Origin of the sequence: Paenibacillus tundrae, assembly GCF_036884255.1 — a bacterium.
Lineage (GTDB): Bacteria > Bacillota > Bacilli > Paenibacillales > Paenibacillaceae > Paenibacillus.
The window spans coordinates 1,108,092-1,125,522 of the sequence record NZ_CP145605.1; the positions used below are offsets into that span (position 1 = coordinate 1,108,092).

A 17,431-nucleotide genomic window follows, 5' to 3' on the forward strand; every position below is an offset into this window, starting at 1 on the left:
GAATGATAATCATTATTAATTGGAGGGTGTTATGCAGACACAGAGAAGAGGTTTACATATTTTCAAAATCGTTATACTCATGATGCTAGTCTTGATGCTCGCTGCTTGCGGTTCAGCAACGAATACAGCAGCGACGGAGCAGGGAACTGAGGCGGATACAAGCACAGTGGCAGCGAATGGAGAACAGACAGATGGAGAAGCCAACAGCTCCGAAGAAGCTGGCAAGGAAACACATATCATCGATACGCCGAATGGAAAGTTGGAGTTACCTGTTCACCCGCAGCGTATTGTCGTAGATGGCTACCTGCCAAATATGTTGGCACTTGGGATCAAGCCGGTAGGTGCAACGAGATGGGAATTGGAGAACAAAGTCATTCAAGATCAGATTGAGGGCATTGCGGATATTGGTGAACGTTCGCTTGAGAGCATTTTGGAGCTGGAACCAGACCTCATTATTACTTGGGTGAATCCGGCGGCAGATGCTCAGATCATTGAGCAGTATGAGAAGATAGCGCCAACCCTTGTCATACCGTATAACCATTTTCCGGATATCCATGAGAATATGCGCTATTTCGGAAGTGTCTTTGACAAAGAAGCGGAAGCTGAAGAATGGCTTACAGGACTGGATCAGGTTGCTGCGGATGCACGTGAACAGATTAGCCCTTACATCACGCCAGAAGATACATTTGCTTTGATGGGTGTGTTTGTAGCTGATAAAAACTTCTATGTCTACGGTAACGGTGGCTACCGGGGTGGCGAAGCGATCTACACACATCTTAAGCTGAACCCACCAGAGAAGCAGCGTAATGAGATTATTGGCAAAGAAACGAACAGACAGATCTCATACGAGGTAGTTGGCGAGTATGCTGGCGATTTCATTTTCCTGGATCAAGGGGAGATGCTTCCAGAGGTGTGGGGCAGTAACGAAGGCGTATGGAAGACACTGGACGCGGTTAAAAATAATCGAGTGTTCCAACTCGATCCAGACTTGTTCTGGGGTAATGATCCGATCTCATTAAAGCTACAGATTCAAGAGATTGCGAAGATGATTGTGGAACGAGAGCAATCCAAATAAATGCTAACGAAGAGCCTGGACAATGTGTCCGGGCTTTTTTTTGATAATAGACTGTGCATAAGTTTTCACCGGAGCTGAACCATTCAATTATCGCAAGAAAAATGACAACAAAACGCGGTCTGTCTTCTTTGAAAGTACGATGATAGGTGTTTTTTATGTAAATATGGAGCCTGTTGAATCCCACACTTATACCTATTCTGTAAGAGTATATTTTCCAAATTAAGGTTGTGAGATCTGAGTAAAAAAGGTAAACTTTCCTTTCAAAGGATTTAGGCAATTGCAGCTTAAAATAGAAAGCATATACACAGCGTTCAGCATATCGCATCCATTTTATAATCGTGATAAGGAGAGTGAGTTTCTTGTCTATTACGACACCGATTCTGCAAAACATCAATATGCTCGGAATCCTTTTGTTGTTAGTGTGTAACGCGTTTTACTTGATGCATCTTCGTAAGGTCAGAAGAGAAAGAGCGTTAACAATGAGGGAGTCGTTGCTGGTTGTTATGGCGCAAGCAGGTTATTTACTGTGGGCAGGGAGCCATTTGCTTGAGATGCTATCTACTTAAGTGCAGGTAAGTATTTAGAAAAAAAGCAAACTTCCTCCACTTTGGAGGTGTTGATAAAGTAGGGTCTATGCGTAGATGTGAATAGATGGCATCGTCGTGTTATAAAAGGTTGGCTAATTTTGTGTTTATTTTCAATACGAGGGGAGAAAACGCAGAATGAGTACAAGCACTTCATGGGATCAGGAAGAGGAACGGATGTACAGCGAGCTAAAGGCTCTAGTGGAGGAAGTTGAGGGACAGGAGCAACGGAGAAAGATGTTGAATCGTATGATCAAACAGCTCCGAAACGCCAGATGGCGGAAGAAGATTCTGAACATGGACAATCATCCTTTCTCCAATCTGAGACCTGCGCAACTGGGAATTATGATTACGACTGGAGCACTTACTCCTATTGTATTGTTTTGCATTTTTATATGGGTATCACTATGGGTTGAATGATGTCGTTATAAAGAGAGCAACCGGTAGCAGGGAAAAGGATCTTTCCAAGCTAACGATTGCACTGATAGAGAGTGGCTCGCCATCCTCTATGAAAATAGGTTAATGTGATTCTTGGCTGTGGCCTTGATCTTGAGCCTGGATATAGTTTTGCATATATTGGTGATACTCACGGAAGCTGCTGATGTGATGCAGGGCATCTGATTTGGAAGCGGATTGCAGCTTGATCTTCCCATCACTAGGATGGTCTTTCATCTGAGCTACCACGGATTTGGAGCCTTGAATATCAATCGACATCTCTTGAATTCGTTGTAAAAGTGCCGGATGTCCGCCATATTGAAGCATCTCAGCAAGGGGTCTCATCTCCTCCAGTTTCTGACTGGAGCGCTCAAGTGTAGTCATCACCTTATCCCCATCGGTACTTGCACTCAGGGAAACCATGCGATGAATATGGTCTTTTTCCATCCGCTCCAAGGCTTCTAGGTGAGAAGCTTCCAGCCGTTTGGGATCACCGAAGCCTTGAGATTGAACGGTGTCATTAGTCTCGGCGGTATGATTCGTATTTCCGTTCCCGCATCCCCATAATAGGGACGAGCAGGCGAGAACTGCTCCAACGGCAACGATGCTTTTTAAACGCATATTGTCACTCCTTCAACATTTTCCTGAAGGTAGTATGAGCTAGAAGAATGAAAATAATCCCTTTTTATTTTACTTTTATTACAGACAATCAAGGAGACATCATGAACATATATACGAATCCGATCTGGAAATGGGCGATTACAGTCCTGTATCCGATTTTTTGGTTTAGCGTTATGACTTGGAAATCGCCACTGAACTCCTGGTTTATGACCATACTTATACTTATTCTCTTTTGCATGGTATGGGCAGGTGTGAAGGAAATGCTTATTTCGACAGGACTGACCTGGCTCGTTGCCATTCCAAGCTGGTGGTTTTGGGTCGCGCGTCCAGATCCATCTGCCACTGCTGCCAATTTTGCCGCACATGTATGGATCATTCTTGTTATTTATATGTGCGTTGTGTTTCTACCTCAGATGCTTATTCTCACAACACGAATGCGGGTGATGCTCTATTATTCCAAATGAACAGGGTAGGTCAGCCGCTACTATATAGAGCATACATCAGGGGAGGACTACGATTGAGGAAACAAATATTGAACAATAAGGAAACGAGTCATACGTATATCGTCGTATTTACCTTCTTATACGGTATGACGTTGCTAGCATGGCCTTTCGTTGCATTTGCTATTGGTATGTCTCTTGGGGCACCGACGCCAGTAGAATTTCAAGTTGCATCGGATTGGATGGGTAAAATTGTAGTCTCATATCCAATAAGTGTGATTGTGGCTATCATCGGAGGATGGGCTTCATATCGATCAGAACGGTATATCTTTCCTTACTGGATGATGCAACTACCTTTATTGTGGATTATTGCATTCTTTACTGTTCAGAGATTTGGAAAGTATCTACACTTTTTGGGTTAACGAGGGGAGACGCACATGAATATTCCTCAAAATAGAAAGAAACGTGGATTAGGAATAGGCTTGTTGATTGCAGCAATAGTTGGTGTACTGCTATTAATATTGAATACATATGGTTTTTCCAGAGATTTGCATACCATGCTTAACGAATATAACATTCAGCCTGAACAAGTGAAGGTTGTGGCAGATATTGATTCCAGAACTCAACTCGTTTTTTATGATAACTATGCTACAGAGGGCCTTTCCCTTGCTTTTGCACAGCAGAAGCGATGGTCTTCTGAGTTAAGGTTAACTGGAGGTTCTCTCTATGACGACCCTAGCGAAAGGGTAAATACCCGAATCTCTGCATTAAAGTGGTCGGATACGGACTATAACACCATCCTGTATGGAAAAATTCATGATCCGGACATTACACAGTTAAAAGTGAGCTATGACACAGCCTCTGCCTCAACTCCAATTGAAGCAAACATTGCCCCTTTAGCGAATGAGGACAGGCTCTGGTACGTTATCCTTACAGAACCCTTAACAGAAGTGAAGTTAAACATGGTTGGTTTAAACGAAGCTGGAGATACAATCTATACGTATGGAGATTCCGAGATCTAGGGCGCATCTAAGTAAATTCAAGCGAGCTTGCACTCAGAGCTGAATCATCGGCACGTCGTTGCCAACGTTATAGCTCCATCTATATAAATGGTTATTTTTTGGTATTTTTCATAGAAAGCTGCAATCGAGATGGACGAACCCGTCGGAAAGGATTAACATTAAACCTATCACGATCCTTGAGATAGCACGAGAAGAAATAGAGATGGTTAAGGGAGGAAACCTACGATGGCACGATCTAAGGTACCAGGAGAAGTACATGTTGGCTTTATTGGAACAGGTGTGATGGGCAAAAGCATGGCAGGGCATATCCAGCAAGCAGGCTATCCGTTACATGTCTATACCCGAACTGCAGCCAAAGCAGAAGCTTTGGTAAAGGAAGGTGCGGTATGGCATGATTCACCTGCCAAACTCGCGGCTGCCTGTGATGTAGTTATCACCATGGTTGGATATCCGAAAGACGTGGAAGAAATCTATCTTGGCGAGGACGGATTAGTGGCGAATGCCAAACCGGGCTCGTACTTGATCGATATGACTACATCTAGCCCATTGCTGGCTGCTCGGATCTATGAAGCGGCTGAAGCGAAAGGGCTGCATGCTCTGGATGCACCTGTATCAGGCGGCGATATTGGCGCTCGTGATGGCAAGCTCTCCATTATGGTTGGTGGATCTTCAGAGGCATTCGAGGCTGTTCGTCCTCTGTTTGAGCAGATGGGTACAAATATCGTATTGCAAGGCAAAGCCGGAGCTGGTCAACATACTAAAATGTGCAACCAGATTGCGATTGCTTCTGGCATGATGGGGGTATGCGAAGCACTCGCCTATGCGAAGACTTCGGGATTGGACGCGGAGAGCGTGCTGAAGAGCATTGCCACCGGTGCAGCCGGCAGTTGGTCGCTTAGTAATCTCGGACCGCGGATGATCGCTGGCGATTTCGAGCCAGGATTCTATGTGAAACATTTTATTAAAGACATGGGGATTGCCTTAGAATCGGCGAAAGCCATGGGCATGAAGACACCAGGGTTAGCACTGGCAGAGTCGCTGTATCAAGAGATTGCCCAGAATGGATTCGACGAGAAAGGTACGCAAGTCCTCTACACATATTATCTTCAAGCATAATAACGATCATAGTTACGATGATGACAAAGGTCGTGTGTTCTTTTTTCTTCCGATTGGAGAAAGGCACACGCCCTTTTTTTAGATAATAGAATTCATACGTTTTCAGCTGAGCTGAGCAATTCGATTATCGTAAGAAAAATTTCACTTAAGCGCGGTCTGTCTTCTTTGAAGTACGTCGATACAAGTTTTTCTTACAAACCCCCTCATATTTATGCGTCTAAAGTCACAGTATTGGTTAAATATCCATGTATAATGGAAGTGAAACTTGAATTTTTGGCGTATATCCCTTTAATTCTCCTGCTTTTTATCCGACATAAGTAATAGAAGTTTACATAATCAAGTTCATCATCCTCCAATGGATATTGTTCCGCTTCCCGCAAAGACCCGTAAACCTACACTAAATAGAACGGAGCTTGCCCATGTTCAAAAAAATAATGTCTCTGTTCAAGTCACAGCCAGAGCTAGCAAACTCGATTACTGCTTCAGCCCCGTCGATGTCTGCAACAATCCCAAGTCGGACACGGATGGCTCGTAGTCGTCGCAAAACGGAAGGGGACTGGACCCAGCAACCAGAGGAACCAAGTACGGCGGAGCAGCTGTACCGTCTTCCTTCAGCGTACAAATGTTTGCATGATTTACTTGTAACCAATCCCAAATCGCGCTCAGGTTACTCGCAGATTGATCATGTGGTCATCGGGCCAAGAGGGATATTCGTCATTGAGACTCGTAATTTAACCACAGGAGAGATTCGTGGGGGAAGAAGAGAGGCCAATTGGACGGTTAGCAGCAGCCGAATTAAGATGTACAATCCGTTAATGCAGCATCGCGGACATGTGGAGGCCATTCAAGCACATCTAGGGGATTACAAAAGGGTTCGCCTCATCTCCATGGTGACGTTCACCAATCGTTGCCGAATCAGCGTCGATCCTGCTGTTCGCTATGTTCAATCGGATGAACTGATCATCTATGATCATGAACTCGTAGAGACAATTCTGCGTAAGACAGAGAGACTTGAGTCAGAAGTCCCGGAGACGGTGTACAAGGAGCAGGACATTCAAGCCATCTATGAGATGTTATCCTCCGCGAATTCGACAGATCCTCAAGTTCGAGCAGAGCACATGGAGAAGGCGAAAGGGATTAAGTAGACTCGAGCCCTCTGTATAAGTTGTACAAGTAACAAGTGATTGACCTCAATTCAATCGGCATTCATGAACACCGTTGTCTTCTACTAGATAACGGTGTTTCTTGTTTTTCGGTGCGATATGGGTGGGTAGATTAGAGACCCACATGGCACAGGTATATCGACGTATACACCCAAGATTTAACTTATGCTAAAATACAAACCATATGTAATTGTGAACTATGCATGTTATGTGAATCAAATTGGTGAGCTATGGTATCAATCCATATGAATGGATTGCGTTCGGAAGTTCTATTCATTCTTTGATGTACAGGTTAATGAATCTCAGAGACAATCACAAGATAAGGGGAAGATCACACAATGAGTTGGAATCGTTCAATTAAAATGTTCGTTGCATTGTTTAGCTTGGCGGCTGTGTTGACCGCCTGCGGCGGAGGAGCAAAGGAAGCGAAGACGGCGGAGCCGACACAGGACTCCACTCCAGTAACGGCGGCAACTGAAACGCCAGCGGATCAGACAGCAGCTAGTTCGGATGCCGATACTTCATCTGATTCCAACACAAGCGAGACAGATTCTTCTGTAAAAGAGGGGCAGATCGGTCTTGATTCAACGATGGATGAACTCGTTGAGAAGTATGCGGACAACGTGGGATATATCCGAATTCCGTTAGATGATCATCCGGTGCGCCGTGTAAGTGAGAAAGATTCCAAAAACGTGAATATTGCCAACTATAGTGATGCTGTAGTCGATGTGAATACGGGGAGACCTATTCATACAGATTCACAGCCATTAATTGATGATGCATTTCCTTTTTTCACTACCGTTCAAGCACCGAATGAATCCTATATAACATGGGAGGAAGCGACTAACCTGGAGCGTGCTATGGTTAAGACGCTATTTATCGCTCGAGAAGGTCTGTTAATTACCGAGGAGGCGATGAATAACAAGGATTACAGCAATGCATCCTTCGTTAATACATTGCGTTTCTTCCAACAGTCCTCCGAGTTTGAATCAATGGCACCTGTTGCACAGACGACGGATGACATCACGCTAACCACGTTGTATGACAAGGCTCGTACATCATGGGCCAAGCTAGCTGAGATCGACCCTGCGCAGGATGAAGCTGCGTTTGCCGAGGTGTACAAGACAGCGAGAACGGATGCAAACAATGCGATGGGATTCCTGAATGTCCTTTTGTCTACGAACAAGGAAGAGCGAATCAAAGAAATTTACGGGGAATAATGACAGCTTGACCAAGAGCAAGTCTGGTCTGGTTGTACAATTCCATTACTTCGTTTGCAATATGCAACGCGATTCAAATGTGTTCAAACTCTGATTGCCGCTTCTGTGGTTGTCAGAGTTTTTCTGTTTTTTCGCATAGGGGTATGATATGTTTTTACAAGAAACTGGTAAGGAAGTAAGAGTGAGGTGCGTGTATGTGAAGTGGTGGGATGAAATTTGTAAACGCTTTAAATTCAGAACGAAGCTCATTTTGTTTTTGTCGGCGGCCACGGTAGTCATCTCAGGAATTACGGGGTTAATCACCTACCGCATACATATCGACCTTTTTAACGAAGAAGTGAGTCGTCAGTACAGCCTTACCGCAGAACAGATCCTTGCACGTCTAGATTCCCGGGTCAATGATATGTACAAAGTCACCGATTATATCACCCTGAATCCCTCCGTCAAAAATGCCATTAAGGCACAAGAAGCAGGCATCTCCTCCTATGATCAGATGAAGCTGGAAGATGAATTGGATGATCAATTGTACCAGGTACGATTGGATGCACCTGAGATTATGGGTCTCCGTATTTATGATTTGAAAGAAAATGTGTTTAATCTCGGAGCCTTTGCTGGTTCATTTCAACAGATGAATCCCTCCTATCTGGCAGAGATGGTTCATAGATTAGAAGGAACAGGTGGTGAATATGTTTGGAATCGTCTGGAATCGGATGCATTTATACAGGAAGAGAAGACCAATTGGATCTTAGCAGGACGATTAATGCGCTCTGTTGATCTGGAGACGTATGGTGTGATGTTAATACTGTTTAACACCTCGCTGTTTGAATCGTATCTCAAAGACCTGCGGCTAAATGATGAAGTTGCGGTGTATCTATTCGACACCAATGGTGAGCTTCTATATGCCTTTCATAATCAAGATGCTGATCCACCGCCCTTGAAGGAGTTGAGTATAGGGGCAACCGAGATTAGGGATGAACAGGGCACGACGCATTTGTATACCAAACAAACCTCAGACAAGGCTAATTTCACCTTGGTCAGCAAAGTATCACTAGCTCAGATTCAGAATAAAGGCAAGATCATCGTAAAAGTCGCTGTCTTCTCTGCGGTTGCTAGCATAGTATGTTCCTGGCTTATTATCACAATCATTAGTGGTAGGTTGTTGCGTCCGCTGGCGAGTATAGTCAATGCGATGAAAAGAGTGCGTGATGGACAGTTCAATACACGGGTGCAGATTGAGACCCGGGATGAGCTAGGTTTCATCGGTGAACGATTCAATGCGATGGCTTCCCGGATTGACACACTGATCCATGAAGTGTACGAGCGGGAACTCAGTGAGAAAGAAGCGGAGCTCAAAGCAATTCAAGCACAGCTAAACCCCCACTTTTTGTATAACACACTCAGTATGTTTTTCTGGAAATTCTATATGCTTGGTGACGAGAAATCAGCTCGCCTGGTCACTGCCTTGTCCGAAATGCTGCAATATACGCTTGAACCTGTACAGCGATTAACGACCTTACAAGACGAGATGAACCAGATCGAACATTACTTGCAGATCCAGCAAGCACGTTACCAGGAAGCGTTGTCGATTGAAATTTCCGTTCCTTCAGAATTGCTCCGTTGCCAGGTGATTCGCTTGCTGCTTCAACCGATCGTGGAGAATGTGTTTGTTCATGCCTTTGCAGACAAGAGAGATAACCGTCATCTGGATATTCGTTGCTCATACCAAGATGGACAAGACGCGGTACCAGACATGCTTATCATAGAAGTCTCAGATAATGGCTGCGGCATGAACACATCGGTGATGGAACGCATTATGGAACCTATGGCACCTGCAGATGAGGGGCGTGAACATATAGGCATGCAGAGCGTTCTTCGAAGAATTGAACTGATTCATGGCGAGCCCTATGGTGTGCAGATCGAGTCGGAGTTAGATGAAGGTACGCTTGTACGGCTTCGTTTGCCTTATCAGTTGGGTGATAATTCCCATTCGGAACATTCAGATAACAGAGAGGAGTAGGTGCTGTGAATGGACGTTTGCTTGTAGTGGATGATGAAACGTTATTTCGTCAAGGACTGATCCATCTGATTCGTAACAATCCTCTTGGCTGGGAAGTTGTTGGGGAAGCAGCAGATGGAGAAGAAGCAATACAAGTTGTAGATAACTGCACACCTGATCTGATTATTACGGATATCAACATGCCTATAATGGACGGTCTGGACTTGGCTGAACGTATACACGAGAGTGGACGCGACATCATGATTATTATTTTGACTGGGTATCGGGAATTCGAATATGCGCAGCGTGCCATTCGTTACGGTGCGATCGAATTTTTGCTGAAGCCGTTTTCCCTCGACGAAGCATGTCAGGTGCTGCGTAAGGCACATGAACGATATCGCCAGAAACAGTCCGACAATCGGATCAGGGCACAGTATAGTCAGGTCAACCGAACGGAAAGACTGAGAGAGGAACTGACCTCACTATTGCTCCACCATCAATTCGCAGCGATCATTCAACGTATAGATGGACTCTTGGAACAAGCGTCCCAAATGACTTTGCCACGTGCCAAAGAAGAGGTACATATGCTGATGAAGGTGATGACAGAATTGCTGGCACAGCAGCTTCAACTCCAGGAATCCAGTAGCACGGAGCAATTTGGTCCAGAGCCACTGCTATGGGTTCATCACGTACCGGAAGTCATCGCCTGGGCTCGCTGCAAGAGTGAAGAGTGGTTGGATATGCTGAAACGGCTAACTCAGGAACATCAGGATCATGTTATTACACGAGTGATGCAGTATGTGGAGATGAATTATTTCAGAAGTTGCACGCTGCAATCAGTCTCCACGCATGTTCATGTGACACCCAATTATTTAAGTCATTTGTTCAAAAAAGAGACCGGCCAAGGCTTTAGCCAATATGTTAGCAGACGCCGAATTGAGAAAGCTAAGCTGCTGCTTCACCGCACCCGGCAGAGCATGGCGGATATTGCGGAACAGACGGGGTTTGATAATTCCAGTTATTTCACGACGGTATTCAAACAAATGACAGGTGTCTCACCTCGCGAATACCGCAAGCAAAAAGGTGAACAGGTAGACAAGCAAACAGGCGGAATACCCCATAAGTAGCCTGTAATATACAGTCTGCTTCATCTAATGTATATCGTTTCGAACGAAAACCGCTCCCTTAGCGGCACATATCAAGGATGACCCCATCAGGCCATGTGGGGTTATTTTTGTGTAGAAATTTAAAAAAGAATCGTTAAATATCGAATGTTTACGCTTACATTTTTATCTAAAATACAACTATAGTACATCAGCAGTTGAAGGGAGTGATGCAAATGAAGGGGGAACTGACCGCAGGTTCGCCATCTGGTTTCCAACCACCGGACGATGAAATAAAGCAGCGCATTCGGCAGCAACGGCTGCGACGATTCAAGATGAATATTCCGTTAATCGTAATGTTTGTTCCGGTAATTTTGTTCTATCTGACCTTTCGTTATGCACCCATCGGGGGATTGGTCATGGCCTTCAAGGATTATAATTTTTACGACGGTCTATGGAATAGTCCATGGGTGGGCTTGCAGCATTTCCAGACACTGTTCAGTGATCCACGTACGGTGGAGATTATTCGTAACACCTTGTTCCTCAGTTTATTAAGCATCATTATTGGATTCCCCATTCCGATTATTCTAGCTATTATGCTGAATGAAGTGCGGAACATGGCTTTCAAGCGGACAGTACAGACGGTGGTCTATATGCCGCATTTCTTCTCTTGGGTCATTATTGCGATGATGATCATGACGGTATTCTCCTTGGAGAATGGCATCGTGAACCGCTGGGTCGAAGCCTGGACCGGAGAACCTTATCCGTTTATGTATAACAAGGGTTCATGGATTGCCGTGTTCGTCGGATCTGGCATCTGGAAAGACATGGGCTTTAATGCCATCATTTTTCTCGCAGCACTAACGACTATTGATCCAAGCCAATATGAGGCTGCGCAGATGGATGGAGCCAGTAAGCTACGTCAGATCTGGCATGTGACCATTCCGGGCATCCGCTCCACGATTATCCTCCTGCTGATCTTGTCGATGGGACGGGTGATGGAGGTTGGATTCGACCAAGTGTATATGCTTCAGAACTCGAATGTCAACGAGATTGCGGATGTAATCAGTACGTATATATACCGCACCGGTCTTCAGGGAGCTCAATTCAGTCTGACGACAGCAATGGGGCTATTCGAGTCACTAGTCGCCTTTATCCTCATTTTCAGCGCGAACTATATTGCACGTCGATTTAACGAAGGTTTGTGGTAGGGAGGGGAACAGAAGCGGCATGAGAAAAACTAGAGGAGAAAAAGTCTTTTATCTAATCAATTATGTATTGTTGTCATTGGTAGCGATTAGCTGCATCCTGCCTCTACTGAATATCGTCGCCTTATCGTTCAGTGATGCAAGAGCCGTCGTGTCTGGTCAGGTAGGATTATGGCCGGTTGATTTTACCTGGTTCTCCTATCATAGCTTGATTACGGGAACGCCCATTCTGAATGCATTTTGGAACAGTGTTGAGATTACGTTGATTGGCACCGGGCTCAGTATGGCTGTAACCATTATGGCGGCTTATCCGCTGTCACGCAGACACTTTTATCACAGACGCTTTTTTACGATGGCGATGGTGTTTACGATGATTTTTAACGGTGGACTCATTCCAACGTATCTGGTTGTGCAGAATCTCGGTCTCGTGAACAGTTATGGCGCACTCTGGTTACCGGGTCTTGTGAGCACGTATAACATGTTGATCATGCGATCTTATTTTGAAAATCTGCCAGGGGAAGTGGACGAGGCTGCACGCATCGACGGTTGTGGAGAGCTTGGGCTCTTGTTCCGAATCGTGCTGCCGTTATCCAAACCGTTGCTGGCGACGATTGCTCTCTTTTATGGCGTAGGCTATTGGAACTCATTCATGAGCGTGATGATTTATATCAATGATACGTCGAAATACAACATGACCGTGCTTGTCCAAAACATGATTATGTCCAATCTGAATGTACAGGATTTTACCGATCCAACGATGATTTCGAACCTGACTCCAGAAGGTATCCGAGCAGCCGCTGTCATCGTGATGGTCATACCTATTCTGGCGGTATATCCATTCTTGCAGAAGTACTTTGTCAAAGGGGTCATGCTGGGCTCCATTAAAGGTTAGCAAGGCTGTTGGTCACATTGCATCCGTTCATAATATAGGGAGAAAGAGGGTCTTATCTATGGCATTAACGATGAAGGCATGGATGAAGTCGAGTCTCGTTCTGGGGTTAATTGGCGGGTTATTGGCTGGATGTTCTGGGGGAGGCTCAGGTGAACAGGCAGAGGGGGAGAATAGCAGGGGGAACATCACGTCAACGATCTATGATCGTGGAGCCGTCCCTAGCGGTATGGGTACGATTGAAGATAATATGTGGTCGAAGTGGATTAATGAGAACGGCCCGGCAAATGTAAAATACACGGCAGTTCCCCGCTGGGAATCCCAATCCAAGCTGAATGTATTATTTGCTTCTGGCAGCGCGCCCGACCTTATTTTTGAATTTGGTACACCTGTCCGTAATACTCTGTTCAATCAGAAGCAGCTTATGCCGCTAGATGAGTTGATTGAGAATTCGAGTGTGGAATACAAGGCGTTAATGGAGAAATATCCCCCGCTGAAGAAGGCAGGCATTAAAAGTGATGGTAAGTTATATGAAGTGGGGCGAATGAACGAGGTGTTTCCACTGGTGAGCTTTTTCATTCGAGAAGATTGGCTGGAGAAGCTAAATCTGGAGGTGCCGACCAATGAGGAGGAGATGCTCGCAGTTGCCAAAGCTTTTACGGAGAATGATCCGGACGGCAACGGCGTCGACGACACCTACGGTATTGGTGGATTTCAGTTCGGCGATACGGCAGGTCTGTTCCGGTATATGTACAATGCCAACTTTGTAAACATGGAGGATGGAGAGGTTGTGGTTGGCCCTAACCATTTGAAGGAAGCAACTTCATTCAAACGTGCGCTGTATGAAGCAGGTGTAGTGGACAAAGACCTTCTGACCGATAAGGATGGTGCGAAGGCGAAGCAGGATTTCTTGAATGGCAAAATCGGCATGTATGCCGCCATGACATCCGATTATACGGGGTTTGCAGCCAAGGAACTGGATACATTAATGCAGAATGTTCCTGAGGCAAAATTGAAGGTTATCCCTTTACCATCTACGTCGGTAGGGCAGTATACGATGGTGTGGAACAACCCGGTTCAGATGACCGCAGCCATCAATGCTCGTGCCAAAAATCCCGAAGCGGCCATGCAGTATATTGATTTTCTAACCAAAACAGAAAACGGTCGCACCTTCAAAAACGGATTTGAAGGCACGCATTATACATTGAACGATCAAGGCTGTCCGCGAATTTTGGATGAGGAAAAATACAAACAAGAGGTCAGCTGGGCTGGCGATTATGCTATGCTGTACAGTCGTCTTGAGGAAGGCAAGTGCGGGTATACGGAAATGTTGTTCAGTGAAGAGATTCCATCGCAGAAGGAAGGACTACGTCTCTTCAAGGAAGCACGGGAGGTCTATATGACGGATCTTCCTGTGGGAGAAGGTGTTACCCATTCGGAGCATATGCCGCAATTGCCGAAGGAACTCCAAGTGAAGTTTACAAATGTGAGCACAGCCATCAATGATATATACACTCGTTCCATTATTGGTGGCAGTAAGTATACGGTGGAACAGGCTGCGACGGAAGCGCAGCAGAAGTGGGAGCAAGGAGGCGGCTCGGAGATTGAAGCGTGGTACAAAGACTGGTGGAGTAAGGAAAAGGACAATGTACTAGTGTGGGAAGACTTCTATGAAATCTATGAACAGCAACAGGCAGATTTTGAGAAATCAGAGTAAAAGTACAGTACAGTCTGGACAACATGCCAGACAAGCTTGAAAACGTAAACATACTAGTTGATTTTAATAGGAGCTTAGCTCGAACCAGAACAAGACCTGTTCTGGTTCTTTATATTGATCCGAGATGGAGTATGTGTTGCCTAGTTTACGAACATTTAGGCAGATCATTCCCGTTCATGAAGTGTCATATGTAGTGTAGTATTCATATGTTATTTGTAGATATCTCCCAGAGGGAGAAGAATAGGCGGTGCTTTAAGAACCACCTTAGCATTCTCCCATGTAAACTGGCAGATAACGTTAAGTTTTTGCAGTAGGAATTTATTTTCTACGTCCAGAGACATACCCGATCGATTTATGCCCGGAAGATTTATGCGGATGTTTGTCGCAGCATTTGTGCCCCGAAGATTTATGCGGATGTTTGTCGCAGCATTTATGCCCGGAAGATTTGTGTGGATGCTTGTCACAGCACTTGTGCCCGGAAGATTTATGCGGATGCTTGTCACAGCACTTGTGCCCCGAAGATTTGTGTGGATGTTTGTCACAGCATTTGTGTCCCGGAGATTTGTGTGGATGTTTGTCACAGCATTTGTGCCCAGAAGATTTATGCGGATGCTTGTCGCAGCATTTGTGCCCGGAAGATTTGTGTGGCTGTTTGCCACAGGACTTATGTCCCGAAGATTTATGCCCACTGGATTTGTCAGGGTGTGATGTTGTTCCGCTAGATTTATGTCCGGTAGACGTATGACCGCCACGAACCACGCAGATTGTTTTGACATGATAGATTGGGATTCGAATAACTTCCTGACGGTCGGTTGTAATAATGATCTGACTTTGGTTGACCTCAGCGAGAATGCCCTCAACCTCATCACGGCAGCCCAGATTAATCTGCACACGACGGAAACGAAGTGCTTGTAAGACCTCCATGAAGGAATTGGATGGGATAGGATTACTCAATGGCGTGCTGCTACCGCTGGAACGTCCTGTGTCAGTGATGCTTTTGATATTTAAACCATTTACATAGACGAATCCTTTCTTACAGATCAGTACCATGTAATCACTCCGTGCATCAACCACCTTACCTTGAACAGCTTCAGCACCCCGATTAACTTTAACCTCTCGTCCGATTAAACCTCTCACTCCCTGACCATTAATAGACATTGCACTTACCCCTTCCATCACATAAGTTCAGAACAACTGAAATGACTGATGATTGATGTTGTCTTACTCTCTTAATCTGCATTCAAGTTTATCTGTAATGTAATCATATGTTTCGTGTTTCATAGAGGGTCTAGCCAATCAACCATTTGGTTATGAATTTGGCTATCATCTATTAGATTATTTGTATATTTATAGAGAAGGATCAGGTGTGAATTGAGCTGTGGTCATACAATCTGCAGGAGAGTGCTGTAGCGATTCAGCATAAATTCTTCATGATGTGTAGTTTGGAAATGTGCACCTGCCCGTTCGGTTAACTGTGTGTTTGCATAGGATGCAGGAAGAATGGGATTGAACGACAATCGACAGTCTTCTGAAAGGCGGATGAACATGGGGTTACCTGTTTACCGGATCACCATATCTTCTAACGAATACCAGCAACTAACATCCAATATATGGTCAGAACAATTTGTGAAAGGCTCTATGCAGATGGATGGCAAGCAGATACCGATCCGGATTCGTTATCGGGGAGGGCATACACGCGGTTATGCCAAAAAATCATTTGAGATTCGCACAGCTAGTCGAACGTATCACTTTAATGCAGAGTACGATGATCCTTCGCTCATTCGCAATGCGCTGTCTTTTCGCTTTTTTGAGTCGATCCGGGTGCCTGCGCCATCTACCAAGCACTGCGTTTTATACTTGAACGGACAGCTTCTGGGGGTATACCTAAGAATTGAAGGTGTGAAATCTTTCTTTTTTCGCCAACGGAAAATTCCTGTACGTAGTATCTTTTACGCCATTAACGATCATGCGGGATTTGCAATCCCTTCGGACTCTTCGTCAACCGATACGAGAACGAATCTCTTGTCTGGCTACAGCCTGATCCGTGGCAAGGAAGTGGATAAGGCGAGGCTGCGTATGTTTATCCAACAATTGAATGCAAAGTCCAGATTGGATCTACTTCGATTTTTGCAGACAAGGATGGATACAGACAATTACCTGCGCTGGTTATGCGGGGCTGTATTTACAGGGAACTACGATGGGTTCGATCAGAATTATACGTGGTATGAGAAAACGAAAACTCGCAAATATGGCATTCTTCCATGGGATTATGAAGGAACCTGGGGAAGAGATTGTTATGGTGTTCAAGTGGATGCCAGTCTTGTTCGGATTCAAGGGTATAATAAACTGACCGGGAAAATGTTAGCTTTTCGCCGCTTTCGCGAGCAATATAAAAAACTGATGCGTCATCATCTGAAGACGGCTTTTACAGAGCAGAAGATCATGCCGATCGTGAATCGACTATATCATGAAATCTCCAATGAGGTTGAGCAAGACCCTTATATGAAATGGCCTATGGATGTGTTTGCTGGTGAACCCGAGAGAATTCGTACCTACGTGGCAGAACGCCGGGAATATCTCCATGAGAAGCTACATCAGTTGTGAGCATCCAACAGCTTGGGAAGGGCATACCTTCCTTTTTTTTGCGTTAAAAAAGAGGGGAAGACTATTTCTTGCAGAAAAGTAGGGTAATAAGAATAGAAGCAGGATTGTAAAATACGTTATAATAACCATATATGTACATAGAAAATGATTACATAGTGGGCAAAGTGGAGAGAACAACATGTCTAAGGGAGGCTCTGAACTAGAGTAAAATATACGTTTAGAGCGCTCCGAGCCGGAG

Annotated in this window: 17 protein-coding genes; 15 read left to right on the forward strand and 2 right to left on the reverse strand. The window is 44.9% G+C overall.

The genetic code is table 11. The features are described from left to right. Positions 1-31: 31 nt before the first annotated feature. The 3 genes from V6W81_RS04820 (at position 32) to V6W81_RS04830 (ending at position 2,079) form a co-directional block, all read left to right on the forward strand. The gene (locus tag V6W81_RS04820) at positions 32-1,075 is read left to right on the forward strand and encodes an ABC transporter substrate-binding protein (RefSeq protein ID WP_338541836.1); all 1,044 of its coding nucleotides are present in this window, start codon (positions 32-34) and stop codon (positions 1,073-1,075) included. Positions 1,076-1,434: 359 nt separating this feature from the next. Next, complete coding sequence (locus V6W81_RS04825) at positions 1,435-1,641, forward strand: hypothetical protein (protein WP_338541838.1); 207 nt, start codon at positions 1,435-1,437, stop codon at positions 1,639-1,641. Between the two features lie 156 nt (positions 1,642-1,797). After that, complete coding sequence (locus tag V6W81_RS04830) at positions 1,798-2,079, forward strand: hypothetical protein (protein ID WP_338541840.1); 282 nt, start codon at positions 1,798-1,800, stop codon at positions 2,077-2,079. 99 nt (positions 2,080-2,178) lie between these two features. Here V6W81_RS04830 and V6W81_RS04835 read toward each other — a convergent pair whose 3' ends face one another. Next, entirely contained in the window at positions 2,179-2,715 is a 537-nt protein-coding gene (locus tag V6W81_RS04835; RefSeq protein ID WP_338541841.1) for a hypothetical protein, read from the reverse strand. Between the two features lie 101 nt (positions 2,716-2,816). Here V6W81_RS04835 and V6W81_RS04840 point away from each other — a divergent pair, with 101 nt between their 5' ends. From V6W81_RS04840 to V6W81_RS04890, 11 genes are all read left to right on the forward strand, one after another. Next, positions 2,817-3,179, forward strand: coding sequence for a hypothetical protein (locus V6W81_RS04840; protein ID WP_338541842.1), 363 nt, complete (start codon positions 2,817-2,819; stop codon positions 3,177-3,179). A 53-nt stretch (positions 3,180-3,232) separates the two neighbouring features. Then, positions 3,233-3,577, forward strand: coding sequence for a hypothetical protein (locus V6W81_RS04845; RefSeq protein ID WP_338541843.1), 345 nt, complete (start codon positions 3,233-3,235; stop codon positions 3,575-3,577). A gap of 15 nt (positions 3,578-3,592) precedes the next feature. Continuing rightward, positions 3,593-4,177, forward strand: a complete 585-nt coding sequence (locus V6W81_RS04850) for a hypothetical protein (protein WP_338541844.1) — start codon at positions 3,593-3,595, stop codon at positions 4,175-4,177. Positions 4,178-4,402: 225 nt separating this feature from the next. Next, positions 4,403-5,293, forward strand: coding sequence for an NAD(P)-dependent oxidoreductase (locus tag V6W81_RS04855; RefSeq protein WP_338541845.1), 891 nt, complete (start codon positions 4,403-4,405; stop codon positions 5,291-5,293). Between the two features lie 419 nt (positions 5,294-5,712). Continuing rightward, complete coding sequence (locus V6W81_RS04860) at positions 5,713-6,438, forward strand: nuclease-related domain-containing protein (protein WP_338541846.1); 726 nt, start codon at positions 5,713-5,715, stop codon at positions 6,436-6,438. Positions 6,439-6,794: 356 nt separating this feature from the next. Next, on the forward strand, positions 6,795-7,676 hold the full coding sequence (locus V6W81_RS04865) for a hypothetical protein (protein WP_338541847.1): 882 nt from the start codon (positions 6,795-6,797) through the stop codon (positions 7,674-7,676). A gap of 148 nt (positions 7,677-7,824) precedes the next feature. Further along, positions 7,825-9,693 (forward strand): cache domain-containing sensor histidine kinase, encoded by a 1,869-nt coding sequence (locus V6W81_RS04870; RefSeq protein WP_338541848.1) that lies wholly within the window; start codon positions 7,825-7,827, stop codon positions 9,691-9,693. A gap of 5 nt (positions 9,694-9,698) precedes the next feature. Beyond that, complete coding sequence (locus V6W81_RS04875; protein ID WP_338541849.1) at positions 9,699-10,799, forward strand: response regulator; 1,101 nt, start codon at positions 9,699-9,701, stop codon at positions 10,797-10,799. A gap of 311 nt (positions 10,800-11,110) precedes the next feature. Further along, positions 11,111-11,986, forward strand: a complete 876-nt coding sequence (locus V6W81_RS04880; RefSeq protein WP_338543941.1) for an ABC transporter permease — start codon at positions 11,111-11,113, stop codon at positions 11,984-11,986. A gap of 19 nt (positions 11,987-12,005) precedes the next feature. After that, positions 12,006-12,875, forward strand: a complete 870-nt coding sequence (locus V6W81_RS04885) for a carbohydrate ABC transporter permease (RefSeq protein ID WP_056694637.1) — start codon at positions 12,006-12,008, stop codon at positions 12,873-12,875. Between the two features lie 58 nt (positions 12,876-12,933). Next, entirely contained in the window at positions 12,934-14,589 is a 1,656-nt protein-coding gene (locus V6W81_RS04890; RefSeq protein ID WP_338541850.1) for an extracellular solute-binding protein, read from the forward strand. 318 nt (positions 14,590-14,907) lie between these two features. On the opposite strand, the gene V6W81_RS04895 is transcribed toward V6W81_RS04890, so the two are convergent. Next, positions 14,908-15,747: a hypothetical protein gene (locus V6W81_RS04895; RefSeq protein ID WP_338541851.1), complete on the reverse strand. Its 840-nt coding sequence runs from the start codon at positions 15,745-15,747 to the stop codon at positions 14,908-14,910. Positions 15,748-16,089: 342 nt separating this feature from the next. Between V6W81_RS04895 and V6W81_RS04900 the strand changes: the two genes are divergently transcribed. After that, a complete protein-coding gene (locus V6W81_RS04900; protein WP_338541852.1) occupies positions 16,090-17,193 on the forward strand; it encodes a CotH kinase family protein in 1,104 nt (367 codons plus the stop codon). Positions 17,194-17,431 lie beyond the last annotated feature (238 nt).